This window comes from Actinoplanes derwentensis (assembly GCF_900104725.1).
In the GTDB taxonomy this organism is placed as follows: domain Bacteria; phylum Actinomycetota; class Actinomycetes; order Mycobacteriales; family Micromonosporaceae; genus Actinoplanes; species Actinoplanes derwentensis.
Map to the genome: position 1 here is coordinate 379,195 of NZ_LT629758.1, position 24,611 is coordinate 403,805.

Genomic DNA, 24,611 nt, shown 5'->3' on the forward strand with positions numbered 1-24,611 from the left:
CGCGCGCACCTGTTACCGGAAACCGAGTCCTCAATTAGTCTCAAGACCGTGGATCAGGCTGAAACGGTACGCACTCCGTCCTCCTGGGTCGTCGTGGGACTCGATAACGGCGGCACCTGCAACAACGCCACCGTGCTCGACGCGACCGGGCAGTTCCTCGTCAATAATCTGGTGGAGAATCCGAGTCGTGTCCTCGACGGGCCGGAATCGGCGGTCGAGGCACTGGCCGAGGCGTTCAAGAACATCCTGGAGCTGACCAGCACCCCGCTGTCGCTGGTTCGCGCGGTCGGGCTGGACACGCCCGGCCCGGCCAGCGCGCACGGGGTGATCTCGTCGAAGGGCGCCACCAACTTCAACCAGGTCTCCTGGCACGGCTTCGACATCCGGGGCGCCCTGGAGACCCGGCTCGGCCTGCCGGTGGTCTACAACAACGACGGCAACGCGGCCGCCCTCTATGCCCACTACCAGCACTTCGGTGCGGTCGCCGGGGAGAACTCGTCGGTCGCGGCGATCGTCGGCACCGGCCTCGGCGGTGGTGTGGTGGAGGCCGGGCAGGTGGTCCGCGGGTCGGCCGGGATGGCCGGTGAGCTGGGGCACGTGCAGATCCCGCTGCACGGCGTCCTCGAGGACGACCAGCCGGTCCCACAGTGCAATTGCGGGTTCGCCGGTGACGTGGAGAGCATCGCCTCGCTGACCGGCATCCGCAACAACCTGCTGCCCTACTGGCTGAGCCGTTTCCCGGACCATCCGCTGGCCGGCGAGCCGATCGAGAAGGCGGCCAAGGCGCTGCGCGGTTACGGCGAGAAGGACGACGCCCTCGCGCTCGCCGTCTTCGGCCAGCAGGCCAAGGCCATCGGCAAACTCTTCACCATCGCCGCCAACTTCACCGACCCGTCCGCCTACTTCCTCGGCGGTGGTGTGGTCGAGGCCCAGCCGCATTTCCGGCAGTGGTTCCTCAACAACGTCCGGGAGAACACCGAACTGCGCGACGAACAGAAGGCGGTTGCCACCTTCGCCCTGGTCCCCGACCGGGACATGGCCGGGGCCCGGGGCGCCGCGGTGGCCGCACTGGCCGAAGCGTCCGCGGTCTAGGACGCCTGGTCCTCCTTGAGGGCCGCCGGAACGTCCGGGAACATCGGCAGGTAATCGCTGAGGCCCAGGGTGTCGAAGAGCCGGCGCAGGAAGCCCGACGGGGCGGCGAGACGCACCCAGCCGCCCCGCTCGGCCGCCCGGCCGTGCGCGGTGACCAGCACTCCCACGCCCATGGAGTCACAGAAGTCGAGCCCCGAGACGTCCACCACCACTCGCGGGGCGGGACGCTCGACCAGGCGGCTCAGATTGGCCTTGAGTGCCGGCGCGGTGTCGATGTCCAGAGATCCGCGCAGGACCAGGACGGCCGTGTTCGGGGGATGATGCGCGACCGATACCTGCATGTTCGTCTGTCTTTCCTGTGGAACGGGCTTGCTTGAGGATCGATGTCCACCCTATGCGAGCCCGCCCCACTATGCAGATCGCGCCCCTCAGGGCGCGTTACGCCACTTGCGGCCGTTGCGGCCGATCAGCCGGTCCGCGTCGGTCGGGCCCCAGGACGCCGCCTCGTAGCTCGGGATCGGCGAGCGGTCCCGCTCCCAGTGCTCGATGATCGGGTCGACGACCCGCCAGGACTGCTGCACCTCGTCGCTGCGGATGAACAGCGACGCGTCACCGATCAGCGCGTCCAGGAGCAGCCGCTCGTACGCCTCCGGGGACTCCTCGACGAACGTGTTCTCGTAGGAGAAGTCCATCGTCGCGGTCCGCACCCGGAACGAGTGGCCGGGCACCTTGGCGCCGAACCGCAGCGAGATGCCCTCGTCCGGCTGGATCCGCAGGATCAGCGCGTCGGCGTCCAGGCCGGTCAGCTGGTCGGTCGGGATCGGCAGGTGCGGCGGCCGCTGGAACTGCAGCGCCACCTCGGTCAGACGAGCGGGCAAGCGCTTGCCGGTACGCACGTAGAAGGGCACGCCGGCCCAGCGCCAGTTGTCCACGTTCAGCCGCATGGCCGCGTAGGTCTCGGTGCGCGACAGCGGGTCGACCCCGACCTCCTCGCGGTAACCGGCCATCAGCTCCTCACGGGTGCCGCCGCGGGTGTACTGACCGCGGACGGCGGCCTCGGCGATGTCCCGGTCACCGGGCAGGCGGATCGCCTGCAGCAACTTCACCTTCTCGTTGCGCAGGCCCTCGGCTGCGAACGACGCCGGCGGCTCCATCAGGGCCAGGGCGAGCACCTGGAGCACGTGGTTCTGCACGATGTCACGCATCGCGCCGGCGCCCTCGTAGAAGCCGCCACGGGTGCCGACACCCAGGGTCTCGGCCACGGTGATCTGCACGTGGTCGACCCAGGACCGGTCCCAGATCGGCTGGAAGATCGAGTTGGCGAATCGCAGCGCGAGGACGTTCTGGACGGTGTCCTTGCCCAGGTAGTGGTCGATGCGGAAGACCTGGTGCTCCTCGAACGCGCCGTGCACCACCCCGTCCAGCTCGCGGGCGGTGGCCAGGTCGCGCCCGTACGGCTTCTCGATCACCAGGCGGGAGAACGAGGTCTCGGTCGCCTGGTTGAGGCCCGCGCCGGCCAGCCCGTTGATCACCGGCTCGAAGGCACCCGCCGGGGTCGACAGGTAGAACAGGCGGTTGCCCGAGGTGCCGCGGACCGCGTCCAGCTCGTCGAGGGTCTCGGCGAGGCGCTTGTACGTCTCCGGGTCGTCGTAGCCACCGGCGACGTAGCGGACTCCGCCGGCCAGCTGCCGCTTCTCCAACAGGCTGCGGCCGCCCAGTGCGCTCTCCGCGAACTGCTCGTCGCTCATCGGGGTTCGAGCCACCCCGACCAGGGCGAACTGATCCGGCAGGCGGCCGTGGCGCGCGAGGTTGTCCACCGCGGGAAGCAGCTTGCGCCGGGTGAGGTCACCGGAGGCGCCGAAGATCACCAGGGTGGCTGGCGGGGCGCTGCGCTCTTGGATGAGCTGGGGTGCGTGGTCCATCTTTCGAGTCCTCCGACAGGGTCGTAACCGTCCGTTTGAACCTTACGGCCGCAGGACGGTGCAGGGTTCATCCGCTTCCTGGAAAGCGGGACAACGTGTCGGTGAACACGTCCATACTTCGATGCAGCGCGGACTTATGCCAGATAAGTGGCAAACTAGGCTCAAAAGGTCTGGCAACGGAGGGGGACCCCGTGAAGTACCGGCTCGTGACCCGTAGTGACTTCGACGGGCTCGTGTGTGCCGTGCTCCTGCGCCATCTCGAAATGATCGACGACATCCTGTTCGTGCATCCGAAGGACGTCCAGGACGGCGTCGTCGACGTGACCGACCGGGACATCCTGACGAACCTGCCGTACGACGGGCGGGCCTCGATGGTCTTCGACCACCACCACTCGGAGACCCTGCGCAACGACGGCGACCGGAGCAACCACGTCATCGACGCGGACGCGCCGTCCGCGGCCCGGGTGATCTACGAACACTTCGGAGGGCGGGAGCGGTTCCCGAAGGTCACCGACGAGCTGATGCTCGCCGTCGATCAGGCCGACTCGGCGGACTACTCGCTCACCGACGTCCTCAGCCCGACCGGCTGGACGTTGCTCAACTTCCTGATGGACAGCCGCACCGGTCTCGGCCGGTTCCGCAACTTCCGGATCTCCAACTATCAGCTGATGATGCAGCTGATCGACGCGTGCATCGAGCACAACGACGTCAACGAGATCCTCGCGCTGCCCGACGTGATGGAGCGGGCCGAGCTGTTCCACGAGTGCTCGACCCGGTTCGTCGAGCAGTTGCACCGGGTCTGCCGGGTGGACGGCGACGTGGTGATCGTCGACCTGCGCGACGAGGAGGTGATCGAGGCGGGCAACCGGTTCATGGTCTACGCGCTCTTCCCGGAGGCCCGGGTCTCGGTGCACATCATCTGGGGACGGCAGAAACTCAACACCGTCTTCGCGTGCGGCAAATCGATCCTGGACCGCTCGTCGCCGGTGGACATCGGTGAGGTGATGCTGCGCTACGACGGCGGCGGTCACCTCGCGGCCGGCACCTGCCAGGTCCCGCACGACGTGTCGGACCGGGTGGAGGGCGAGATCATCGACGCGCTGCGAACCGAGCGCGTGGTCTCGGTCTGAACACCGCACAGGCGGGGCCGTGAGAACGGCCCCGCCCGTACAGCGCGCGGATCATGGGCCTTGCCCAGGCCCCACCCGCCGGTCGTGGCTCCGCGCCCCACGCGCTCACCACGACTCCTCACACCCACCCGCGTGAGGTTCTTCCTATACGCAGGACCCGGCCTGCTGGAAGTCTCTGTTATCCCTTGAAAGCCCACTTGCTGCCGGTACCGGCCCCGACGGGTTCCTTGTCGGACTCGTCGTCGGCGACCGGATCGTCACCGGCCGGCTTGTCGTCGGGCTCGCCCGGCTCCTCCTCGGCCCGGTGCCGGCCACGCAGCACGGCCCAACCGGCCCCGAGCAGCGCCAGCACAGCCACGATCCAGCCGGAGACGGCCATCCAGGACGGGCCCTTCTCCGCCTCGGCGAGGATCGCGGCGAACGCCAGGTCCTCGGCGCTGACCGTGGTCTCGGCGGTGCCGCCGTGGTGGGAGACCGGGGTGGTGCCGTCCGACGGGGTCAGCGTCATCGTCGCCGGCATGACCGGACCGGCGCTGCCGTCGGCGTACTTGGTCTCCACCGTGAGCCGCATCGTGCTCAGCGTCGGCAGTGGCCCGAGCGCGGCCCGCAGGTCGGCGGACTGTCCGGGTGCGATCGTCGTGCCGTTCACCCCGATCCAGGTGATCGCGCTCGCTGCCTCGGTCACCGGGGTACCACCGTGGATGGTGTTCAGCGGGACCTGCAGTTTCTGATAGGTGATCTTCGGGGCCCAGTCGTCGATGGACAACGGGTACACCTCGGCCACCGGAGTGTCCGCGGGGATCCGCAGTGTCACCTCGGTGATCGGGGCGGTGCCCTCGTTGGTCACATGGAAGTCCAAGCTCGCTCCACTGCCCTGCGGCGCGCTCGCCGGACTCACCGTCACGTCAGCCATGGCCGGAGCGGCGGCTGACAGCACACCGACAGCGGTCACAGCGGTCATCACGCCCGCACGGCGGGCCATCCTCAGATGCCTCACGACATGTAGTTCGGATCACCGGCCCGGATGGTTCAACGTAGCCCCAGAAGATTTCCTGGAGATCTCGTGACCGATGATGAACGTATGCGTGACGTGCCCATCGACAGTGACATGATCCGGCTCGGCCAGTTCCTCAAACTGGCGGATCTCATCGAGACCGGCGGCGAGGGCAAGATCCTCATCGGCTCCGGGGACGTGACAGTCAACGGCGAGGTCGACACCCGCCGCGGACGTCAACTTCATCCGGGTGACGTCGTCGAGGTGCTCGGCCGCCAGGCTCGGGTGGTTTCCTGAGATTCGGCGGAACCCGGACGGGGTCCGTTTCGTCGTACCTCACATGACCATCAACCGCGGTCTGCTGACCGCCGCCGCTGTCCCCCTGCTGTTCCTGCTGGGCGCCTGCGCCCGGCCCGGCGCCGCCGACGAGGCGGGCTCCTCCACGCCCGTCACCGAGAGCACCACCGCCGACCCGGACTCGATCGCCCTGCGCGTCGAGTACCGCGGCGGCTTCGTCCCGGCCGAGACCATCCCCGGCCGGATCCCCAGATTCAGCGTCTACGCCGACGGGCGGGCCCTGAGCGAGGGACCGGTCACGGCCATCTATCCCGGTCCGGCGCTGCCGAACCTCCAGGAGATCAAGCTCAGCGCCGCGCAGGTCAAGGAGCTGACCGACGGGGCGCTCGCGGCCGGGGTCAAGTCCGGCGGTGACTTCGGGACGCCCAACGTCGCCGACACCCCGAGCACCCGGATCGTCGTCGCCACCGCCGGCGGCGAGCAGACCGTCGAGGTGATGGCCCTCAACGAGGCGAACCCCGACGACAAGTCGCTGACCGCGGCGCAGCACGCCGCCCGGAAGAAGCTGACCGAGTTCCTGGCCTCGGTGGACCGGCTGTTCGCCGAGACGGCCAGCCCGGCGTCGAAGCCGTACCAGCCGACCCGCCTGGCCGTGCTGGCCCAGCCCTATCAGGACACCGGTGACGGCGCCGGTGGCGCGACGGTCGCCTGGCCCGCCGCGGCGCTGCCGGGCGCGGCCCTGAACGAGCAGCTCAAGATCAACTGCGTGACCGTCGAGGGTACGGAGCTGGAAGCCGTCTGGAAGCTGGCCGGTACGGCCAACGCGCGCACCCCGTGGGAGTCGGCCGGCAAGAAGTGGCAGATCATCTTCCGCCCGCTGCTGCCCGAGGAGACCGGCTGCGACTCCCTGAAGAGGCAGGCGTGACCCCGATCGGTGAGCCACTGCCACCGGACATCACGGTCCCGCCGGTAGCCGAGCGGACCGGCCGCGTCATCCCGCTCCGGGACCGGCCGGATCAGCCGGTCAAACGGCCGCAAGCCTGAATGCCGTGTGGGGCGGCCCCGGGGCCGCCCCACACGCATCACCTCAGTGGACCTGAAGCAGGTCGACCACGAAGACGAGAGTCTCGTTCGGCTTGATCGCACCGGCCGCGCCCCGCGCGCCGTAACCCAGGTGCGGCGGGATGATCAGCTTGCGACGGCCGCCCACCTTCATACCGGCGACACCCTGGTCCCAGCCGGCGATGACCTGCTGGCCGGCCACCCGGAAACCGAACGGCTCGCCCCGGTTGTAGGAGGCGTCGAACTCCTTGCCCGTGGACTGGGCGACACCCACGTAGTGGACGCTGACGAAATCGCCGGCCTTCGCCTCCTGGCCCTGACCCTCGGCGATGTCCTCGATCACCAGTTCGGTGGCCGGAGCCTCGGGAATGGTGCCGACATCGGGCTTGCTCATGAATCCTCCAGATTTCTTACCGGACCCGGCCATGCAATCACAGGCCGGTGGCCGATGAACGAGCGGTGCCTGAACTCCGTACCTCCGGGTGGCTCTTCCCACCGCCGCCCACCTGGAGATCCTCATGCACGTCCGCCGTCTCGCCGCCGCCGGTCTGCTGGCCGCGGCCGCCGTTCCCGCCGTGCCCGCGCCCGCTCTCGCCCACGGCTCGCCGACCACCCCGATCAGCCGCAACTCCGCCTGCGCCGGCAACGGGACCCGGCGGGACACCGCGGCGTGCAAGGCCGCACTCAAAGCCACTGACGGATTCCTCGGCGCGTACGACAACCTGCGGCTCGCGAGCGTCGCCGACGACCGTGAGCGGGTGCCGGACGGCAAGCTCTGCTCCGGGGGCCTGGACAACTACCGCGGGCTCGACCTGGCCCGGGACGACTTCCCGGCCACGAAGGTGAAGTCCGGCCGGAACCTGAAGATCGCGTACCGGGGGACCATCCCGCATCAGGGGTCGTTCCGGCTGTTCCTCACCGAGAGCGGTTACGACCCGGCGGAGAAGCTCGCCTGGGGTGACCTGACGAAGCTGGACGAGATCAAGGATCCGCCGCTGACCGGTGGGTCGTACCGGATGACCGTGGATCTGCCCAAGCGGACCGGACGGCACATCCTCTACGTGGTGTGGGAGACGTCCAGCACCCCGGACACCTACTACTCCTGCTCGGATCTGGTCTTCCCCGACCCGGTCCCGGTGGCGACCAAGGCGGCTCCGTCCCCGTCGCCTTCAAAAGTGCCCAGCACGACACCCAGCGCGCCGCCGACCGTGACACCGAGTGCACAGCCGGTTCTCGCCGCCACCCGGAAGGAGGACACCGGGATGATCGATCTCGGACATTGGCTCATCGGGGGTGCGATCGGCATCGCCGCCCTGGTAGCGGCCGGTGCGGGCCTCTCCAGACTGCGCCGCCGCGAAACCCGTTGAGGGACTTCGGAAATTTCTTTTGAACCGTCCGCAACTGGATCTCGTATTGCCGGTCGTCGACGATGCATCGCCTGTCAGACCCCCCACAATATCGACGAAGGGCCAAGCATGAGTCGTGTTCGATACCGCGCCCAGGGCCGCAGCAACTCGTGGCTGTCCCGCCGTAAAGTGCTGGCGCTCGCCGCCACCGGAGTAGGCGTCTCCGCCGTCTCGGTGGCCGGTCTGAGCCTCGCCGGCACCTCGTCCGAGGAGAGCAAGGACGACGGCGCCCCCCTGGTGATCTCTCTGCGCGACGTCAAAAAGGGCACGATCGAAGTCTTCTCCGGTGAGAAGAGCAAAGTCGTCACCGACAAGGACCTGGTGAACAGGCTCCTCAAAGCCGCCGGACGCTGACCTTTCCTCGACAGGAGAATCCCCGAGCATGTCCTCCCACCGCGAAGCGCCGGAAATCAGCAAGGACCCGGTAGCCGACAGTTCCGACCTGTACGCGTTCGTCAGCCCCGACGACCCGGACACCGTCACGATCATCGCCAACTATGTGCCGCTCCAGCTCCCGTCGAGCGGCCCGAACTTCTTCGAGTTCGGCGACGACGTGCTGTACGAGATCCACATCGACGCGAACGGTGACGCCCGCCCGGACATCACCTACCAGTTCCGGTTCCGTACCGAGCTGCGCAACGACAAGACGTTCCTGTACAACACCGGTCAGATCAAGTCGCTCGACGACGAGAACTGGAACCGCCGGCAGTTCTTCTCGGTGACCAAGGTCGACAGCCACGGCAAGAGCACGGTGCTGGCCAGCAAGCTCCCGTGCCCGCCCTGCAACGTCGGCACCGTCTCCATCCCGGACTACGCGAAACTCGCCGAGGACGCCGTCCACAAGCTCAAGAGCAAGGAGAAGGTCTTCGCCGGCCAGCGCGCCGACGCCTTCTTCGTGGACCTCGGCTCGATCTTCGACCTGGCGGTGCTGCGCCCCTTCCGGGACAAGCACCTGGTCGGCCAGGCGCTGTTCGACAAGGCCAGCAAGGCCGTCAACGCCACCGACAAGACCAACGTGCACAGCATCGCGATCCAGATCCCGCTGGACATGGTGCGCCGCGACGGCAAGAAGCGGGTCCGGGCCAAGGACGCCGGCGCCGTCATCGGCGTGTGGACCTCCGCCAGCCGCCGCCGGGTCGAGGTGCGCGGTGAGAAGGGCGGCAACGACGTCGTCGTCGGCCCGCAGGTGCAGGTCTCCCGGCTCGGTAACCCGCTGTTCAACGAGGTCATCGTCCCGATGGCGGAGAAGGACAAGTTCAACAGCCTCCCGCCGAGCGAGGACAAGAAGTTCGCCGAGTTCGTCGCCACGCCCGAACTGGGAGCGCTCCTTCCGGTGCTCTACCCGGGGCTCTTCGACAACCTGGCCGCGCTGAACAAGAAGAAACAACCGCGCGCCGACCTGCTCGCGATCCTGCTCACCGGAATCCCGGACGGCATCATCGACGGGTTCCAGAACAACACCGGCAAGGTCCAGGCGGACATGCTGCGGCTCAACACGGCCATCGCACCGGCCGCCAAGGAGAACAAGTTCGGTGTGGTCGGCGGTGACCTGGCCGGTTTCCCCAACGGCCGCCGGATCGCCGACGACGTGGTCTCGATCTCGCTGCGGGCCGTCGCCGGTGCCACCGTGCCGCTGGTCGACAAGGAGTTCAAGGCGGACGCCGCGGCCGGGCTCGTCGAGCAGGGCCTGAGCATCAACGACGTCAGTGCGAAACTGCTCAAGAAGTTCCCCTTCCTGCCCACCCCGTTCGACGGTTTCAACAACCCGTCCTGAGCCAGATCCACACCCGGAGGAACTTTCAGATGAGCATCGGCCACGGCGACCACCACCATCACCACCACACGCTCGCCCCCTCCGGGCAGGGCACGGTGATGCTGAACATCGGTGACGGGATCGGCGCGCTGATCATCCAGACGCCCAGCTGGCTGCACGGGCACGAGATCGAGGTGTCCCCGGTGGGTGACACGTCGGCGCGCACCCACGCCGCGGTCCGTGCCCGGTACGTCCGGTCGGGTGTCACCTACTGTGTGGTCATCGACAGTCTCGCCGAGGGCCGCTACGTGGTCTGGCAGGACGAGGACACCCCGCTCACCCAGGTCGACGTGCGTGGCGGCGCCGTCGCCGAGGTCACCTGGCCGGCCAATCTGGTCCCCGGTAGGACGCCGCTCACCGTCTAGTCTGGACGGCATGGCAGGCGGTCGGCTCCCGGGCCCGGCGTCACCGGGCGCGGGAGCCCCGGCACATGTGGGTCTGCGCACCAGTGACATGGCGGAGGCCCGGGAGTTCTGCCGTGAGCTCTACTACGGCACGTTGCAGATCGAGCCGGTCGGGGACCCCGGCCGGCTGGAGTTCAGCGCCGACGTGGCCTCACTGGGGCCGATCACGCTCGGCGACATCCGGTACGGGACCGACGTCCACGTCTCGATCGGTTCCCTGGAGACGTCGTATCACGTCCTCATCCCCCTCACCGGGTGGCTGCGATCCCGGCACCGGGGCGCGGTGGTCCTCGCGGACCCGACCCGCGCCGTGGTCTACCGCCCCACCGGCGACATCGAACTGGACTGGCCCGGCACCTGCCGCCTGCTGAGCGTCAAGGTCGAACGCGCCGCCCTGGAACGCGAACTGGACGCCGCCCTGGACCAGCGGGTCGTCTCCCCGATGCCGCTGGGCGCCAGCTTCGACCTGGTCGACGGCCCCGGCCGCACCTGGTCCGCCCTGGTCCGCCTGCTGCTCACCGAGCTGAGCGCCCCCGACACCCTGGCCATCCGCCCCCGGATGGCCGCCCGCTGGCGCGACATGGTGGTGCGGGGCCTGGCCTTGACGGTCGAACACCCCTACGGCGAGGAACCGGCCGGCCTGCAGGGCCCGCACCGTCCCCGCACGGTGAAACGGGCCCTGGACGCGATCCACGCCGAACCCCGCCGAGGCTGGACCGCCCGCGACCTGTCCACGGTCGCCGGCGTCGGCGTCCGGGTCCTGCAGGACTCCTTCCGCCGCCACGTGGGCATGTCCCCGCTGACCTACCTGCGCCGCCTGCGCCTGGACGAGGTCCACGCCGAACTCTCCCGCTCCGACCCGGGCCAGACAAACGTCAGCGAGGTCGCCTACAGCTGGGGTTTCACCCATTTGGGCCGGTTCGCCGGCGCCTACCGCTCCCGCTTCGGCGCCACCCCGTCCCAAACCCTCAGAGACAGAACCTGAACCCCCTTCTCCGGTACGCCCCACACCCCCACAATCGCACCACCCCGCCCGCCCCGTCCCCGCAAGGCAGGCGCCTCTCCAGGCCACCCCGCGGCCGCCGGGCCGAATGCGGTGGTCCAGGCCAACCCCGTTGCGGTGGTCCAGGCCAACCCTGTTCCCAACGGGCCAACCCTGTTCCCAACGGGCCAACCCTGTTCCCTCCAGGACAGCCCCATCGCCCAGCGGGCCACCCCCGTTCCCTCCAGGCCGTCCTCGTTCTCCGTCGGCCCGTTCCTGTTTTCCTGTGGTCCGTCCTCGTTGCCCTCCGGGCCGCTCCTGTTCTGCTCCAGGCCGTCCCCGTTTCGCGCCGGGCCGATGCTGCGTCTCTTCCGTGCCAGATCCAGAGCCTCTCCGAACCAGCTCGGTGCCTACCAGCCGAACACGGTGTTCCAGCCCGGTCCCCGTATGCGTCGGCTATTTCCACAACCTGGCCTGTACCCGGGAATGCCACCAACCCGGCCCTTGCTGGCATCGCCCGACTGGCATCACGCTAGCGGTACGGGCGCTCCTAGAATGGCGGTCCAGTAGTTTGGCATGATCGACTTCTTACAGTTTTCCGTGACGGTGCGGGAGAATTATTGTATGAGTCAGCCAGCGTTGTTCAGCGTTTCCGGAATGCGTGACCGAACCAAGGCAAGAAACTATTCCCCAAGTCGCGACGAGTTCCGCCGCGACCACGAGATACGTCGCGCGTGGGGCCTTCAGCGCCGCCACACCGAGAAGCTCCGCCGTATCCGTGAACGCGATTCCATGCCCCTCTCCCGCGAGGACCGTGAGTGGCTGGCTTCTCTCACACCACGGTCTTCACCACCACCACTGCCGCCCACGCTCGCGCCGCCCGCGCCCGCGCCGCCCGCGCCCGCGCCGCTCACACCGCAGGCTCCGATCACGCCGCAGGCTCCGCCGATGCCCATGCCCATGCCCATGCCTAGGTCTGTGCCGCCGGCGTCGAGGTCAGAGGTTTCGGCCTCGTATGCGGTGGGTTCGGAGTCTGAGTCGCCGTTGATCTTGGTGCCGTGGTTCGAGGGGTCTGCTCTGCGGTTGGCGGCGGCGGATCGGCGGGTGCTGTTGGGTTCCGCGCTGATCGGGCTTCAGTCGGGAATACTGTTGCTTCGACCGGGCCAGGGTGGGTTTTTATTGAATCATTGTGGTGTCGGCCGGATGGTGGTCGCGGTGACACTCGGCGCATTTTCGGGCGGCGCTGTTTGTGGTGGTCGCCGTGCTATGGCTGGGGAGAAGTCACTCAGGTTTGCGTCTGGAGTTCTGTTGTCTGAGTGGGGGTCTTCGAGAAAGCTCTGGTTGAAAAATATTGAACGTCGCGTGCGGCGAAAAGACGATTTAATTGTCGGGAGAATCGGCTTTTTCGTAATTCTGGAACGGGGTTCCGGAATTCATGGTTCGGCGCCGGTGAGGCAGTCTTGGTCACCGCGCGCGAATCCGGCTGATTTTGCCGTGGTGGTCCGTCTCGGGAAAGTCCGGTGGCACTACGGCATTGTGCCACCGGGGATCGGTGCCATTGTCGTTTTCGGACAGCCCGGAGGTTGGCGGCCGGCCGGGACTCTCTGCGACCACGGCAGTGGTTCTGGGCTGGTTTGCGGGGGCCTCAGCATTTGCCGCTGCCGAAGGCGGGGCCTTCTCGTCGACGTTCACGCCTCGCATGCCTCGCACACTTCACGCCTCGCATGCCTCGCACGACCTACTTGCTGGCTATCGGGCGCCCGGGCTGGTGTTGGCGTCGGGGTGAAGACACCTGACTGCGGCGGGGAAGGGGCCGGGCCGTAAATGGCCGCCTGGTGGGGTGGGTGGGCTGGGGGCAAGCGTCTGATGCCGTTGACGGCTGACCGGGCCAGATCCGGCGTGGTTGGCCCTGAGGGGCGCATTCGGCCCGGCGGGCGCGGGGGGACCGGGAGGGACGCCCCGCCTCGCGAGGACGAGGCGGGGCGGGGTGGTGCGGTTGTGAGGCTGTCTGGCGTACCGGAGAAGGGTTAGAGTTCGATTCTTTGGCCCTTGCCGATTACCACCACGCCGTTGTCGCTGACCGTGTAGAGCTTGCGGTCCTTTTCCAGGTCCACGCCGATCTGGGCGCCCTCGGGGATGATCACGTTCTTGTCGATGATCGCGTTGCGGATGACCGCGCGGCGGCCGACGGAGACGCCCTCCATGATGACCGCGCCGTCGACGTGGGCCCACGAGTTCACCCGGACGTTGGGGGAGATCACCGAGCGTTCGACCAGGGCGCCGGAGACGACCACGCCGGGGGAGATCATCGAGTCTATGGCGCGGCCCTGGCGATCGTCGTAGCCGTGGACGAACTTCGCGGGGGGCCAGGAACCGTAGTTGGTGAAGATCGGCCAGTCGTGGTTGTACAGGTTGAAGATCGGCAGGGTGGCGATCAGGTCCCGGTGGGCCTCGTAGAACGAGTCCAGGGTGCCCACGTCGCGCCAGTAGCCGCGGTCGCGGTCGGTGGAGCCGGGGACGTCGTTGTCGCGGAAGTCGTAGACGTTCGCCTCGCCCTTCTCCACCAGCATCGGGATGATGTTGCCGCCCATGTCGTGCTTGCTGTCCGGGTTCTGGGCGTCGGCGGTGACCGCCTCGCACAGCGCCCGGGTGGTGAAGACGTAGTTGCCCATCGACGCGTAGACCTCGTCGGGGGAGTCGGGCAGGCCCACCGCGTCCTTCGGCTTCTCCCGGAACGCCTTGATCCGCTTGCCGTCGGGGCCGACGTCGATGACCCCGAACTGGTCGGCGAGCGACAGCGGCTGGCGGATGCCGGCGACGGTGACCGCGGCGCCCGAGGCGATGTGGTCGTTGACCATCTGCTTCGGGTCCATGCGGTAGATGTGGTCGGCACCGAAGACGATGACGTAGTCGGGCGACTCGTCGTTGATCAGGTTGAGACTCTGGTAGATCGCGTCGGCGGAACCGGCGAACCAGCGCGGGCCCAGGCGCTGCTGCGCGGGGACCGGGGTGACGTAGTTGCCGAGCAGAGTCGACATCCGCCACGTCTTGGAGATGTGCCGGTCGAGAGAGTGCGATTTGTACTGCGTCAGAACGACGATCTTCAGATAACCCGCGTTCGCCAGGTTCGACAGCACGAAATCGATCATGCGATAGATACCGCCGAAGGGCACGCCGGGTTTGGCCCGGTCAGCCGTCAACGGCATCAGGCGCTTGCCTTCCCCACCAGCCAGAACGATCGCAAGCACCTTGACAGCCATGGGGAGGACGCTAATATTCCGGCCGCCTGTGCGCCACCCGAAAGGGCGGTTCGAAATATCTTGCTGGCGCTGCAAACTTCTTGCGAGTCCCCGGGGGAGTCAGGCCGCCGGTCTCACCGCCGCCTCCCGCAATAGTACGTCGATCGCCTCCGGGGCCGCCGGGCGGCCGAAGTGATACCCCTGAACGAGCGGGCAGTCCAGCTCCCGCAGCAGGTTCGCCTGGGCCGCCGTCTCCACTCCCTCAGCGACCGCGAGCAGGTCCTGACTGCGGGCCAATTCCAGGATCGCCCTGGTCAAGCTCACGTCCTGGGGTCGCGGCGGGTCCTGATGGCGGCGGATGAAGGACTGGTCGATCTTGAGAATGTCGACCGGCAGAGTGTGCAGATAGGCCAGCGACGAGTACCCGGTGCCGAAGTCGTCGATGGCGATCCGGATGCCGTAGGCCCGCAGGATCCCCAGCACATTGGTGTCCGCGGCGTCGACGAGTACCGATTCGGTGATCTCCAGCACCAGAGCCGCCGCCGGCAACCCGGTGTCCGCCAGGATCCGCAGCACCGAGTCGGCGAACCCGGGATCGCGCAGCTGATGGGTGGAGACGTTGACGGTCAGGTAGAGACCGTGCTCGTGGTGCCAGACGGCGGCCTGCGCGCACGCCAGCCGCAGTGCCCGCGCGCCGATCGTCCCGATCAGGCCGGTCTGTTCGGCCACCGGGATGAACACCCCCGGCGGGATCAGCTCGCCGTCCTGGCGCCAGCGCATCAGCGCCTCCACCCCGGTGATCCGCCCGGTGGCGGTGTCCACCACCGGCTGATAGTGCATGAACAGGCTGCCGTCGAGGATCGCCTGCCGCAGTCCGGCCGCGATCCGGGCCCGGTCGGACTGCTCGGCCCGCAGCGACTCGTCGAACCGGGCGATTCCGCCGCCGGCCTGTTTCGCGGCCCGCAGCGCCAGGTCGGCGTCGCTGAGCACGGCGTCGTTGCCGGTCACCCCACCGGCGATCCCGGCCCGCGCGGTGAGCGGGATCCGCCGGTCGTCCACCAGGAACGGCGCCGAACCCACCGCCTCGACCACCCGCGCGGCCAGCCCGGAGGCGTCGGCCCCGGGACCGAGCAGGAAACCGAACTCGTCGCCGCCGATCCGGGCCACCATCTCCACCTCCGCCGCGAACAGCAGCAGCCGCCCGGCGACCTGCCGCAGCACCGCGTCACCGACCGAGTGCCCGTAGGTGTCGTTGACCTCCTTGAACCCGTCCAGCGCGCAGAGGATCAGCCCGTACGGCCGGTCCCCGGCGACGGCCCGGCCCAGGCGCTCGGTGAGCAGATCCCGGTTGGCGAGACCGGTCAGCGCGTCGTGCTCGGCCCGGTACGTCAACTGATCCTGCAGCAGCCGCTGTTCGTCCAGGGCCCCCCGGGCCTCGCGGGCCCGCCGCCCGGCGAGCCGGGCCAGCCCGACGATCCGCAGCAGCAGCAACCCGCTGAGCCCGGACGTGAGCAGGGCCGGCACGATCACGACGGCGCTCGGGTTCGCGATCGCGGGCAACAGCGGGGCGGCGACCGCGGCGGTGTACATCGCGATCAGCGCGGTCCGGCCGTTCCCAGCGGCCCCGGCCCGGAACTTCCCGGCGTCGGGGTGCACCGCGGCCGCGGCCAGCAGCACCCAGGCGCACTGGATGAGCAGGTGACAGATGCCGCCGGGCTGGAACGGCCCGGTGCCGACCGACCCGGTCGCGGCGTAGACCATGTGCGGGGCGATCATCGTCACCGCACCGGCGGCGAGCAGCCGGGCCGGGCCACGGCGCGGGTCGGTCAGATTGCGCAGCGCGGTCCCCAGCAACGTCAGGTCGATCACCGCGTAGAGCGCGGCCAGCGCCCGGTCGACCTGCTGGTAGCCGGGGTCCCCGAGATACGGCAGCACGATGAACGACCACGCCAGCATCGCCACCGCGAGCACCACCGCGCCGGCCTCGGCCGCCGAACCGGGCCGCCGGCGCCGGCCGAACTGGAAGGCCCCGGCGGCGAAGAGGGCGTACGGCAACGCCAGCGACAGCCCCATCGGGGTGTTCGTCGGCGGGGCGTCGTGCAGCCCCCACCCGGCCGATACGACCAGCCCGGCGGCGACCGCCGAGAGCATCAGCCACCAGGCGCACCGGTGCCGGGTGGCGGTCCGCCAGAGGACCATCACCCAGGCGGTCTGGAGCAGCAGCCATACGGCGGTGCTGTCCAGCGCACGGGCGGCGAACACGGCCACGAAGCCACCCGCGAGGGTGTACTGCCAGGCCGGGATGCGGGGGATCTGCACGTCCGTCATGGGACCGCGCCCCGGTTGCGGAACGGTAGCGGCGGCGGTCGGGTTGGGGAGTGTGGGGAACACCGCCGGGGCGGGCCGGTGGCATCTGCGGCTAAGCTTCGCTCGTGTTGCGTGCAGATCTCATCTCCCGCGAGTACCCGCCCGAGGTCTACGGCGGCGGCGGCGTCCACCTCGAATACCTGGCCCGGGACCTGCGCGCGCTAGCTGACGTGCGGGTGCACTGTTTCGGTGCGCCACGGGACGAACCCGGTGTCATCGCGTACCCGGAGCCCGCCGAACTGGCCGGGGCCAACGCCGCGCTGCGCACCATGGGGGTGAATCTGGCGATGGCCCAGGGGTGCGCGGGGGCCGACGTGGTGCACAGTCACACCTGGTACGCGAACTTCGCCGGCCACACCGCGAAACTGCTGCACGGCGTCCCGCACGTGCTGACCACGCACAGCCTGGAGCCGTTGCGGCCGTGGAAGGCCGAGCAGCTCGGCGGCGGTTACGCGCTCTCGTCGTTCTGTGAGCGGACCGCGATCGAGGGCGCCGACGCGATCATCGCGGTCTCCGGCGGGATGCGGCGGGACGTGCTCAAGGCGTACCCGTCGGTGGATCCGGACCGGGTGCACGTGATCTACAACGGCATCGACACCGAGCTGTACCAGCCGGATCGCGGCACCGACGTCGTCGACCGTCTCGGCATCGACCGCAACCGGCCCAGTGTCGTCTTCGTCGGGCGCATCACCCGCCAGAAGGGCCTTCCCTATCTGGTCCGGGCGTGCAAGGAGCTGCCGGCCGACGCGCAGATCATCCTGCTCGCCGGCGCCCCGGACACCCCGGAGATCCTCACCGAGGTGGCGTCCCTGGTCGCGGATCTGCAGAAGACGCGGGACGGTGTCATCTGGGTGCAGGAGATGCTGCCCAAGCAGGACGTCATCCAGGTCCTCACGCACGCCACCGTCTTCGTCTGCCCGTCGATCTACGAGCCGATGGGCATCGTGAACCTGGAGGCGATGGCCTGCGAGACCGCCGTGGTCGCCACCGCGACCGGCGGCATCCCCGAGGTGGTCGCCGACGGTGAGACCGGCGTGCTGGTTCCGATCCAGCAGCTGGAGGACGGCACGGGTACGCCCGTCGACCCCGCTCGGTTCGTCGCCGACCTGGCCACCGCTCTGACCCGGCTGTTGAACGACCCGCAGCTGGCCGAGCGGATGGGTAAGGCCGGCCGGCGTCGCGCCGTGGAGAAGTTCAGCTGGTCACGGATCGCCGAGGACACCCTCGAGATCTACCGGACGGTGCTGTGACTCTGCTGCGCAGGCCGCCGGTGTGGGCGGCGCTGCTGCTGGCGGCCGGGCTGTTCACGGTCGCCGTGCTGGGGCTGGGCTTGGCGCGGGCGGCGTTCTTCGCCCCGCCGGAGACGTCGGCCGCCGCCGACCGGATCGTGGTCGCCGAGACGCCCGGCCCGGTCGAGGCCGGCGTCTGCGGCACGGTGCCGGTGAAGGCCGCCCGCGAACTGCGGGGCATGTGGCTGACCACGGTCTACAACATCGACTGGCCGAGCAAGCCGGGGCTGCCCGAGGCGAAGGTCAAGTCGGAGTACCTGAAGTGGCTCGATCTGGCGGTCGCGCAGCGGCACAACGCCATCTTCGTCCACGTCCGGCCCAGCGGGGACGCGTTCTGGAAGTCCGACTACGCGCCGTGGTCTAACTGGCTGACCGGGAAGTTCGACGACACTGATCCGGGCTGGGATCCGATGCAGTTCATGGTCGACGAGGCGCACGCGCGGAACCTGGAGTTCCACGCCTGGTTCAACCCGTACCGGGGCACCCAGCCGGCGCCGTCCGGCACCGGGACCGACCTGACCAAGCTGGTGAAGAACCACCCGCTGCTGGTGCATCCGGAATGGCGGATCGCGTACCCGACGGGCAAGGCCGGCCGGCTCTACTTCGATCCGGGTGTGCCGGAGGCCCGCAAGTTCGTCGAGGACGCGATGCTGGAGGCGGTGGAGAAGTACGACGTGGACGGTGTCCACTTCGACGACTTCTTCTATCCGTACCCGGAGGAGGGTGAGGACTTCCCCGACGACGCGTCGTTCAAGAAGTACGGCAAGGGCAAGAGCCGGGCCGACTGGCGCCGGGAGAACGTGAACACCCTGGTCCGTGAGATGCAGCAGCGGATCGCCGAGCTGAAGCCGTGGGTGAAGTACGGGATCAGCCCGTTCGGCATCTGGCGCAACGGCGGTGAGGGCTCGGACACCGCCGGGCTGGAGAGTTACAGCGCCATCTACGCCGACACCCGCAAGTGGGTACGGGAGGGCTGGCTCGACTACATCGTCCCGCAGCTGTACTGGACGATCGGGTTCGGCAAGGCCGACTACGCCAAGACGCTGCCCTGGTGGACCGAGACGGTGAAGGGCACCGGGGTGCAGTTGTGGATCGGGATGGCCGACTACCGGGTCGGGGAGAAGGGCGACTGGAGCGATCCGGGGCAGCTCGACCGGCAGATGGTCCTCAACGACAAGTTCGGGGTGCAGGGGCAGGTGCACTTCAGCGCCAAGCAGCTCCGGCAGGACCGCCTCGGTTCGGTGACCCGGTACGTGGCGAAGCACTACGCCGCTCCCGCTCTGCCTCCCCGGATGGCCCGCCTGCCGGCGACTCCTCCGGCGGCGCCGCAGATCACCGGGGCACAGCGCGCGGCGTCGGGTGCGGTCACCCTGACCACTGCGGCTCCGGGTGGTGGTGCCAGCTGGGCCCTCTACCGTTCGGGTGATGGCGCGGCGGCTCTCGTGGCCACCGGCCGGGCGGGTACCCCGGTGGTCGATCCGTCGGCTCCGGCCGGTCCGGCGACCTATTGCCTCAGTGGCCTGGACCGGTCCGGTAACGAGGGGTCGTTGAGCAGCCCGTTCACCAGCGCCGGTTAACAAACGCCGGTTCGGCCCGAAACGTACTTGTTGTGGCGTTAGCGTGAGCCGTGACCAGATTCCTGGCCCTCACGGCCTCGCTGACGCTCTCCACCGTCCTCGCTCTACCGGCCGCCGGGTACGCGACGGTGCACCCCGGCCCGGCCGCTGCCCGGACCGTCGCCCCGGACCCGGCGGACAAGCTGACCGCGGCCCTGCTCACCGGGCCGGAACTGCCCACCGGTTACGCGCCGCAGTTGGACGCCATCGACGACCTGTTCGCGCGGATCCCCGGCGAGATCGCCTCCTGCGGCAAGACCGCGGCCCTGCCGGCCGGCACGGTCTTCCGCGAGTTCGTGCGCGGGGCCAAGGACGAGGAACTGCTGGTGGAGACGCTGTCCGAGCCGGGGGGTGCCGGCACGCGGGCGGCGGTGACCGCGCTGCGGGAGGCACAGCGCAACTGCGCGTCGTTCACCCGCAAGCCCGGCGAACTGCCGATGGAGCTGCGGTTCGCCGTGTCCAAGTCCGCCGCCGGCCCGAAGATCGGCGAGGCCAGCGCGGTCGTCGGTTTCGTGATGACCGTGCCCAGCATGGAACTCACCGTCAACGGGCGCCTGATCTCGGTCGCGGCCGGCGGCACCCAGGTCACCATGCTGCTGATGACCGAGAAGAAGCCGAAGGCCGCCGACCTGACCGCCGCCGCCCGAGCGGCGGTCACGAAGGTCCTCAGCCGGTGACCCGGCCGTCGGCCACCTCCAGCCGGCGGTTCACGGTCACCGCCTCCAACATCCGGCGATCATGCGTGACCAGCAGCAACGTGCCGGTGTAGGAGGACAGGGCCGACTCCAGCTGCTCGATCGCCGGCAGGTCCAGATGGTTGGTCGGCTCGTCGAGGACCAGCAGGTTCACCCCGCGCGCCTGCAACAGGGCCAGGGCCGCGCGGGTGCGCTCGCCGGGGGAGAGCGTCGCGGCCGGGCGCATCACGTGACCGGACTTCAAGCCGAACTTCGCCAGCAGGGTACGCACGTCGGGATCGTTCCATTCCGGCACCGCCGCCCCGAACGCCCGGGACAACGGCTCGCCGCCGAGGAACAGCCCGCGCGCCTGATCGACCTCGCCGACCACCACACCGGGACCGAGATGCTGGGCGCCGTCGTCCAGCGGGAGCCGCCCGAGCAGCGCCGCGAGCAGGGTGGACTTGCCGGAGCCGTTGGCCCCGGTGATCGCGATCCGGTCGGCCCAGTCGATCTGCAGGGTCACCGGGCCGAGCGCGAACGACCCGCGCCGCACGACCGCGTCCCGTAGGGTCGCCACCACCGCACCGGCCCGGGGCGCGGCGGCGATCTCCATCCGCAGCTCCCACTCCTTGCGCGGTTCCTCGACCACTTCCAGGCGTTCGATCATCCGCTCGGTCTGCCGCGCCTTGGCCGCCTGTTTCTCACTGCTCTCGCCCCGCTGCGACTTGGCGATCTTGTCGTTGTCCGGGGCCTTGCGGCGGGCGTTGCGCACTCCCTTGTCCATCCAGGCGCGCTGCATCCGGCCGCGTTCGAGCAGGTCCTCCTTCTTGTCGGAGTACTCCTCGAACTGCTCGCGGGCGTGCCGCCGGGCCCGGTCCCGCTCTTCCAGGTAGGCACCGTAACCGCCGCCGAACAGCTTGACCTGCTGCTGGGCCAGGTCGAGTTCGAGCACCTCGGTCACCGTGCGGGTGAGGAACTCCCGGTCGTGGCTGACCAGCACGACACCCGCGCGCAGCCCGGCCACGAACGCCTCCAGACGGCCCAGCCCGTCCAGGTCCAGGTCGTTGGTGGGCTCGTCGAGCAGGTAGATGTCGTAGCGGCTGAGCAGCAGCGACGCCATCCCGGCGCGGGCCGCCTGACCGCCGGAGAGCGCGGTCATCGGCAGGTCCAGATCGAACCCGAGCCCGACTTCGTCGATGCGTTCGTCCAGGTCGGCGCCGCCCAGGTCGAGCCAGCGGTCCAGGGCGGCGGCGTACCGGTCGTCGGCGCCCGGTTCGCTCTCGGCCAGAGCGAGAGCGGCGTCGTCCATCGCGGTCTGCGCGGCGCTCACCCCGGTGCGGCGGCCGAGGAAGTCGCGTACCGTCTCGTCCGCGCGCCGCTCGCGTTCCTGCGGCAGATAACCGACGTTGGCGGTGGGCGGGCTCAGCGAGACGCTGCCGCCCTCGGTCGGGATCAACCCGGCGAGGGTACGTAACAGCGTGGTCTTGCCCGCGCCGTTGACCCCGACCAGCCCGATCACGGCGCCGGGCGCGACGACCAGGTCGAGTTCGCTGAAGAGGGTGCGGTCCCCGTGTCCGGCCGCGAGTTCCCGGGCGATCAGTGTTGCGCTCATCGCGTCTGATTTTAGGCGTACCCCACCGCATCGATGTTTGGCGATACGGTGTGCCGATGCGAGTGCTGGCCAGGAGCCTTACCGTTCTCCTCGTTCTCGCCGGGTCCGCGATGATCACCGCCGCCCCGGCCGCCGCCGCGACCGGAACCCAGCCGGTCCACGACTACGCCACCGCCGTCCGCGAACAGGTCTGGGTGCAGACCCCCGTCGACAGCGACTCCGACGGGCGGCCCGACCGGGTCGCGGTGCGGATCATCCGGCCGTCCACCACACGGAAGGTGCCGGTCATCTTCCAGGCCAGCCCCTACTACGCGGGCATCAAGGACATCCCCAACCACGACGACGTCGACCGGGACGGGAGTCTCGCCGCCTCGGCCGCCCCGGCTGTCGACAGGGCCGCGGACATCACCTTCGCCGGATACCTGGACAACTACTTCGTACCGCGCGGTTATGCCGTGGTCTTCGCCGACAGCCTCGGCTCCGGTGGCTCGGACGGCTGCCCCACCTCGGGCGGGCGCAACGAGACCCTCGGCATGAAAGCCGTGATCGACTGGCTCAACGGGCGCGCCCCCGGCTTCGACGCCGCCGGAGCCCCGGTCAGCGCCGGCTGGTCGACCGGGCGGACCGGGATGATCGGCGTCTCCTACAACGGAACCCTCCCGAACGCGGTCGCCGCCACCGGTGTCCGCGGCCTGGAGACGATCGTGCCGATCGCCGGGATCAGCAGCTGGTACGACTACTACCGCGCCAACGGTGGGGTCGTCGCGCCCGGCGGTTACCAGGGTGAGGACACCGACATCCTCGCCAAGGCGGTGCTGACCCGGGCCGCGCCCGAGGCGTGCGCCGAGGTGATGACCCGCCTGGAACAGCAGCAGGACCGGGAGACCGGCGACTACAGCGCGTTCTGGGCCGAACGCGACTATCTGCGCGACGCCCGCAAGGTCCGGGCCAGTGTGCTGCTGGTGCACGGACTGCACGACTTCAACGTGCGCACCGGGCAGGCCGGGCAGTGGTGGGACGCCCTGGCCCGTAACGGGGTGCCCCGCAAGATCTGGCTGCACCAGGCCGGGCACACCGACCCGTTCAACATCCGCCGGGCCGAGTGGCTGTCGACCCTGCACCGGTGGTTCGACAAGTGGCTCCACCGGATCGACACCAGCATCACCCGGGAACCGGTCGCCGACGTGGAGGTGGCCCCGAACCAGTGGGTGACCTCGGCGAACTGGCCGCTTCCCGATTCCCGCAAGACCAGGATCAAACTCGGCGGCGGTACGTTCACCGACGACACCGCCCGGACCGCGGAGAACCTGGCCGCCCTGCCGGACAGCACCGACCCGAACCGGCTCGCGCACCTGACCGCGCCGTTGACCCGCGACACCCGGCTGTCCGGCACCCCCGTGGTGACGGTCCGCGCCGGGCTGACCGGGAAGTCGCCGTACCTGACCGCCCTGCTCGTCGACTACGGCACCGCCGAACGGTTCGTGCGCACCCGCACCCTCACCGCACAGGACTGCGTCGGCCCCGGCATCGAGGGCGACCCCGGATGCTTCGCCCAGCGGGAGTACGTGACGGCGAGCTCGGACTACGAGATCGTCACCCGCGGCTGGATCGACGTCCGCAACCGGTTCTCACCCTCGGTCACCACGCCGATCAAGCCGGGCCGGACGTACACGTTCCGTTGGGACCTGCAGAGCACCGACCACGTGTTCGCGGCCGGCCACCGGATCGGCGTCGTGCTGATCTCCACCGACCGCGACCACACCCTGCGCTACCCCGCGGGCACCGTGGTGACGGTCCGGCCCGGCTCGTCGCTGCAGGTGCGGCTCAGCTGATCGGGACGGCCGGGCCGCTGACCTGGACGCCGGAGACCGTCGGGTCCAGGCGGACGGTGATGCGGCTCGGCCGGCCCTGGTCGTCGCCTTGTCGCAGCGCGAGGGTGGCGTCCGCCGGGACCAGCTTCAGGTCCCGCAGGTAGCCGCCGAACGCCGCGGCCGCCGCACCGGTCGCCGGGTCCTCGTAGACCCCGCCGACCGGGAACGGGTTGCGCACGTCGAAGCTCTCCGGCCCGGCCCGGAAGACCAGCTGGATCGTGGTCCACTCACGCTCGGTCATCAGGGCTTTCAGCGCCGGCACGTCGTAGTCCAAGTCGGCGAGGCGCGCGCGGCTGGTCACCGCGATGATCGGGTGGTACGCCCCGGCGAAGGCGACCCGGGGCGGCAGCTCCGGGTCCAGATCGCCGGCCGGCCAGCGCAGGGCCGCCAGCAGCGCCGCCAGATCCGCCGCCGGCAGCTCGCCGACGTGCGGATCCACGCTGGTCAGGGTGGCCGTCCCGGAGTCGTCCACCCGCACCGGGACCGCACCGGCGTTCGTCGTGAACACATGCTCGCCCGGACCCAGCGCCACTGCGGTCGCCACCGTCGCGTGCCCGCAGAACGGCACCTCCGCGAGAGGGCTGAAGTAACGCACCCGGAACCGGTCGCCGTCACGCCCTGTCACGAACGCGGTCTCCGAGTAGCCCACCTCGGCGGCGATCTCCTGCATCCGCGCGTCATCCAGACCGGCCGCGTCCAGCACGACACCCGCCGGGTTGCCGCCGGCCGGGTCGAGCGTGAAGGCCGCGTACCGCGAAATCTCCGTCATGCCGACGAGCCTGCCGCGCCCCGCCCACCGGCGGCCAGAGCCAATCACGCGCCGCTGGCCCGGACGCCT

23 protein-coding genes are annotated in these 24,611 nt (G+C 69.4%); 15 read left to right on the top strand and 8 right to left on the bottom strand.

Annotation, left to right across the window (positions count from 1 at the left end; genetic code table 11):
* Positions 1–48: 48 nt before the first annotated feature.
* A complete protein-coding gene (locus BLU81_RS01635) occupies positions 49–1,092 on the top strand; it encodes an ROK family protein (protein ID WP_092540940.1) in 1,044 nt (347 codons plus the stop codon).
* On the opposite strand, the gene BLU81_RS01640 is transcribed toward BLU81_RS01635, so the two are convergent.
* Together BLU81_RS01640 and zwf are read right to left on the bottom strand one after the other, a co-directional pair.
* Entirely contained in the window at positions 1,089–1,433 is a 345-nt protein-coding gene (locus tag BLU81_RS01640; RefSeq protein ID WP_092540942.1) for an STAS domain-containing protein, read from the bottom strand. The genes BLU81_RS01635 and BLU81_RS01640 overlap by 4 nt on opposite strands.
* Positions 1,434–1,520: 87 nt before the next feature.
* Entirely contained in the window at positions 1,521–3,014 is a 1,494-nt protein-coding gene (zwf, locus tag BLU81_RS01645; RefSeq protein ID WP_092540944.1) for a glucose-6-phosphate dehydrogenase, read from the bottom strand.
* A gap of 191 nt (positions 3,015–3,205) precedes the next feature.
* On the opposite strand from zwf, the gene BLU81_RS01650 reads away from it, so the two are divergent.
* Positions 3,206–4,144 carry an exopolyphosphatase gene (locus BLU81_RS01650; RefSeq protein ID WP_092540946.1) on the top strand — a complete coding sequence of 313 codons (939 nt, stop codon included), beginning with the start codon at positions 3,206–3,208 and terminating at the stop codon, positions 4,142–4,144.
* A gap of 178 nt (positions 4,145–4,322) precedes the next feature.
* Here the strand turns inward: BLU81_RS01650 and BLU81_RS01655 are convergent, their stop codons facing one another.
* A complete protein-coding gene (locus BLU81_RS01655; RefSeq protein ID WP_203794488.1) occupies positions 4,323–5,105 on the bottom strand; it encodes a DUF1775 domain-containing protein in 783 nt (260 codons plus the stop codon).
* A 120-nt stretch (positions 5,106–5,225) separates the two neighbouring features.
* On the opposite strand from BLU81_RS01655, the gene BLU81_RS01660 reads away from it, so the two are divergent.
* From BLU81_RS01660 to BLU81_RS51365, 3 genes are read left to right on the top strand one after another with little or no spacing between them, the layout of a single operon-like run.
* Complete coding sequence (locus BLU81_RS01660; protein ID WP_092540950.1) at positions 5,226–5,435, top strand: RNA-binding S4 domain-containing protein; 210 nt, start codon at positions 5,226–5,228, stop codon at positions 5,433–5,435.
* Between the two features lie 43 nt (positions 5,436–5,478).
* Positions 5,479–6,360 (top strand): hypothetical protein, encoded by an 882-nt coding sequence (locus BLU81_RS01665; protein ID WP_092540952.1) that lies wholly within the window; start codon positions 5,479–5,481, stop codon positions 6,358–6,360.
* Complete coding sequence (locus BLU81_RS51365; protein ID WP_269460977.1) at positions 6,357–6,479, top strand: hypothetical protein; 123 nt, start codon at positions 6,357–6,359, stop codon at positions 6,477–6,479. Before BLU81_RS01665 ends, BLU81_RS51365 begins: the two co-directional genes overlap by 4 nt.
* A gap of 43 nt (positions 6,480–6,522) precedes the next feature.
* Here the strand turns inward: BLU81_RS51365 and BLU81_RS01670 are convergent, their stop codons facing one another.
* Entirely contained in the window at positions 6,523–6,891 is a 369-nt protein-coding gene (locus BLU81_RS01670; protein ID WP_092540954.1) for an FKBP-type peptidyl-prolyl cis-trans isomerase, read from the bottom strand.
* 88 nt (positions 6,892–6,979) lie between these two features.
* Here BLU81_RS01670 and BLU81_RS01675 point away from each other — a divergent pair, with 88 nt between their 5' ends.
* The 6 genes from BLU81_RS01675 (at position 6,980) to BLU81_RS47505 (ending at position 12,076) form a co-directional block, all read left to right on the top strand.
* Positions 6,980–7,864: a lytic polysaccharide monooxygenase gene (locus tag BLU81_RS01675; RefSeq protein WP_231954000.1), complete on the top strand. Its 885-nt coding sequence runs from the start codon at positions 6,980–6,982 to the stop codon at positions 7,862–7,864.
* 108 nt (positions 7,865–7,972) lie between these two features.
* Complete coding sequence (locus BLU81_RS01680) at positions 7,973–8,257, top strand: hypothetical protein (RefSeq protein ID WP_092540956.1); 285 nt, start codon at positions 7,973–7,975, stop codon at positions 8,255–8,257.
* Positions 8,258–8,285: 28 nt separating this feature from the next.
* Positions 8,286–9,677: a DUF4331 domain-containing protein gene (locus BLU81_RS01685; protein ID WP_092540958.1), complete on the top strand. Its 1,392-nt coding sequence runs from the start codon at positions 8,286–8,288 to the stop codon at positions 9,675–9,677.
* Between the two features lie 29 nt (positions 9,678–9,706).
* Positions 9,707–10,081 (top strand): phospholipase, encoded by a 375-nt coding sequence (locus BLU81_RS01690; RefSeq protein WP_092540960.1) that lies wholly within the window; start codon positions 9,707–9,709, stop codon positions 10,079–10,081.
* 10 nt (positions 10,082–10,091) lie between these two features.
* A complete protein-coding gene (locus tag BLU81_RS01695) occupies positions 10,092–11,105 on the top strand; it encodes an AraC family transcriptional regulator (protein ID WP_231954002.1) in 1,014 nt (337 codons plus the stop codon).
* Between the two features lie 815 nt (positions 11,106–11,920).
* Positions 11,921–12,076, top strand: a complete 156-nt coding sequence (locus BLU81_RS47505) for a hypothetical protein (protein WP_157751083.1) — start codon at positions 11,921–11,923, stop codon at positions 12,074–12,076.
* 1,053 nt (positions 12,077–13,129) lie between these two features.
* Here the strand turns inward: BLU81_RS47505 and glgC are convergent.
* Positions 13,130–14,362: a glucose-1-phosphate adenylyltransferase gene (gene glgC / locus BLU81_RS01700; RefSeq protein ID WP_092540962.1), complete on the bottom strand. Its 1,233-nt coding sequence runs from the start codon at positions 14,360–14,362 to the stop codon at positions 13,130–13,132.
* A 99-nt stretch (positions 14,363–14,461) separates the two neighbouring features.
* Complete coding sequence (locus BLU81_RS01705) at positions 14,462–16,669, bottom strand: putative bifunctional diguanylate cyclase/phosphodiesterase (protein WP_092540964.1); 2,208 nt, start codon at positions 16,667–16,669, stop codon at positions 14,462–14,464.
* Positions 16,670–16,773: 104 nt separating this feature from the next.
* Here BLU81_RS01705 and glgA point away from each other — a divergent pair, with 104 nt between their 5' ends.
* From glgA to BLU81_RS01720, 3 genes are read left to right on the top strand one after another with little or no spacing between them, the layout of a single operon-like run.
* Positions 16,774–17,958 carry a glycogen synthase gene (glgA, locus tag BLU81_RS01710; protein ID WP_231954004.1) on the top strand — a complete coding sequence of 395 codons (1,185 nt, stop codon included), beginning with the start codon at positions 16,774–16,776 and terminating at the stop codon, positions 17,956–17,958.
* Complete coding sequence (locus tag BLU81_RS01715; RefSeq protein WP_231954005.1) at positions 17,955–19,574, top strand: glycoside hydrolase family 10 protein; 1,620 nt, start codon at positions 17,955–17,957, stop codon at positions 19,572–19,574. Before glgA ends, BLU81_RS01715 begins: the two co-directional genes overlap by 4 nt.
* 50 nt (positions 19,575–19,624) lie before the next feature.
* On the top strand, positions 19,625–20,290 hold the full coding sequence (locus tag BLU81_RS01720) for a hypothetical protein (protein WP_092540966.1): 666 nt from the start codon (positions 19,625–19,627) through the stop codon (positions 20,288–20,290).
* Here BLU81_RS01720 and BLU81_RS01725 read toward each other — a convergent pair.
* The gene (locus BLU81_RS01725) at positions 20,280–21,902 is read right to left on the bottom strand and encodes an ABC-F family ATP-binding cassette domain-containing protein (RefSeq protein ID WP_092540968.1); all 1,623 of its coding nucleotides are present in this window, start codon (positions 21,900–21,902) and stop codon (positions 20,280–20,282) included. The genes BLU81_RS01720 and BLU81_RS01725 overlap by 11 nt on opposite strands.
* Positions 21,903–21,958: 56 nt before the next feature.
* Here BLU81_RS01725 and BLU81_RS01730 point away from each other — a divergent pair, with 56 nt between their 5' ends.
* On the top strand, positions 21,959–23,734 hold the full coding sequence (locus tag BLU81_RS01730) for a Xaa-Pro dipeptidyl-peptidase (protein ID WP_092540970.1): 1,776 nt from the start codon (positions 21,959–21,961) through the stop codon (positions 23,732–23,734).
* On the opposite strand, the gene BLU81_RS01735 is transcribed toward BLU81_RS01730, so the two are convergent.
* Positions 23,727–24,542 carry a PhzF family phenazine biosynthesis protein gene (locus BLU81_RS01735; RefSeq protein WP_092540972.1) on the bottom strand — a complete coding sequence of 272 codons (816 nt, stop codon included), beginning with the start codon at positions 24,540–24,542 and terminating at the stop codon, positions 23,727–23,729. The two genes, BLU81_RS01730 and BLU81_RS01735, sit on opposite strands and share 8 nt — an antisense overlap.
* Positions 24,543–24,611: the final 69 nt, after the last annotated feature.

Coding starts and splice junctions, on each gene's coding strand:
- BLU81_RS01725 (WP_092540968.1), bottom strand. CDS start 21,902: ATGAGCGCAACACTGATCGCCCGGGAACTCGCGGCCGGACACGGGGAC.
- glgC (WP_092540962.1), bottom strand. CDS start 14,362: ATGGCTGTCAAGGTGCTTGCGATCGTTCTGGCTGGTGGGGAAGGCAAG.
- BLU81_RS01670 (WP_092540954.1), bottom strand. CDS start 6,891: ATGAGCAAGCCCGATGTCGGCACCATTCCCGAGGCTCCGGCCACCGAA.
- BLU81_RS01640 (WP_092540942.1), bottom strand. CDS start 1,433: ATGCAGGTATCGGTCGCGCATCATCCCCCGAACACGGCCGTCCTGGTC.
- BLU81_RS01695 (WP_231954002.1), top strand. CDS start 10,092: ATGGCAGGCGGTCGGCTCCCGGGCCCGGCGTCACCGGGCGCGGGAGCC.
- BLU81_RS01685 (WP_092540958.1), top strand. CDS start 8,286: ATGTCCTCCCACCGCGAAGCGCCGGAAATCAGCAAGGACCCGGTAGCC.
- BLU81_RS01730 (WP_092540970.1), top strand. CDS start 21,959: ATGCGAGTGCTGGCCAGGAGCCTTACCGTTCTCCTCGTTCTCGCCGGG.
- BLU81_RS01705 (WP_092540964.1), bottom strand. CDS start 16,669: ATGACGGACGTGCAGATCCCCCGCATCCCGGCCTGGCAGTACACCCTC.
- BLU81_RS01665 (WP_092540952.1), top strand. CDS start 5,479: ATGACCATCAACCGCGGTCTGCTGACCGCCGCCGCTGTCCCCCTGCTG.
- BLU81_RS01680 (WP_092540956.1), top strand. CDS start 7,973: ATGAGTCGTGTTCGATACCGCGCCCAGGGCCGCAGCAACTCGTGGCTG.
- BLU81_RS01735 (WP_092540972.1), bottom strand. CDS start 24,542: ATGACGGAGATTTCGCGGTACGCGGCCTTCACGCTCGACCCGGCCGGC.
- BLU81_RS01655 (WP_203794488.1), bottom strand. CDS start 5,105: ATGACCGCTGTGACCGCTGTCGGTGTGCTGTCAGCCGCCGCTCCGGCC.
- zwf (WP_092540944.1), bottom strand. CDS start 3,014: ATGGACCACGCACCCCAGCTCATCCAAGAGCGCAGCGCCCCGCCAGCC.
- BLU81_RS01690 (WP_092540960.1), top strand. CDS start 9,707: ATGAGCATCGGCCACGGCGACCACCACCATCACCACCACACGCTCGCC.
- BLU81_RS01660 (WP_092540950.1), top strand. CDS start 5,226: ATGCGTGACGTGCCCATCGACAGTGACATGATCCGGCTCGGCCAGTTC.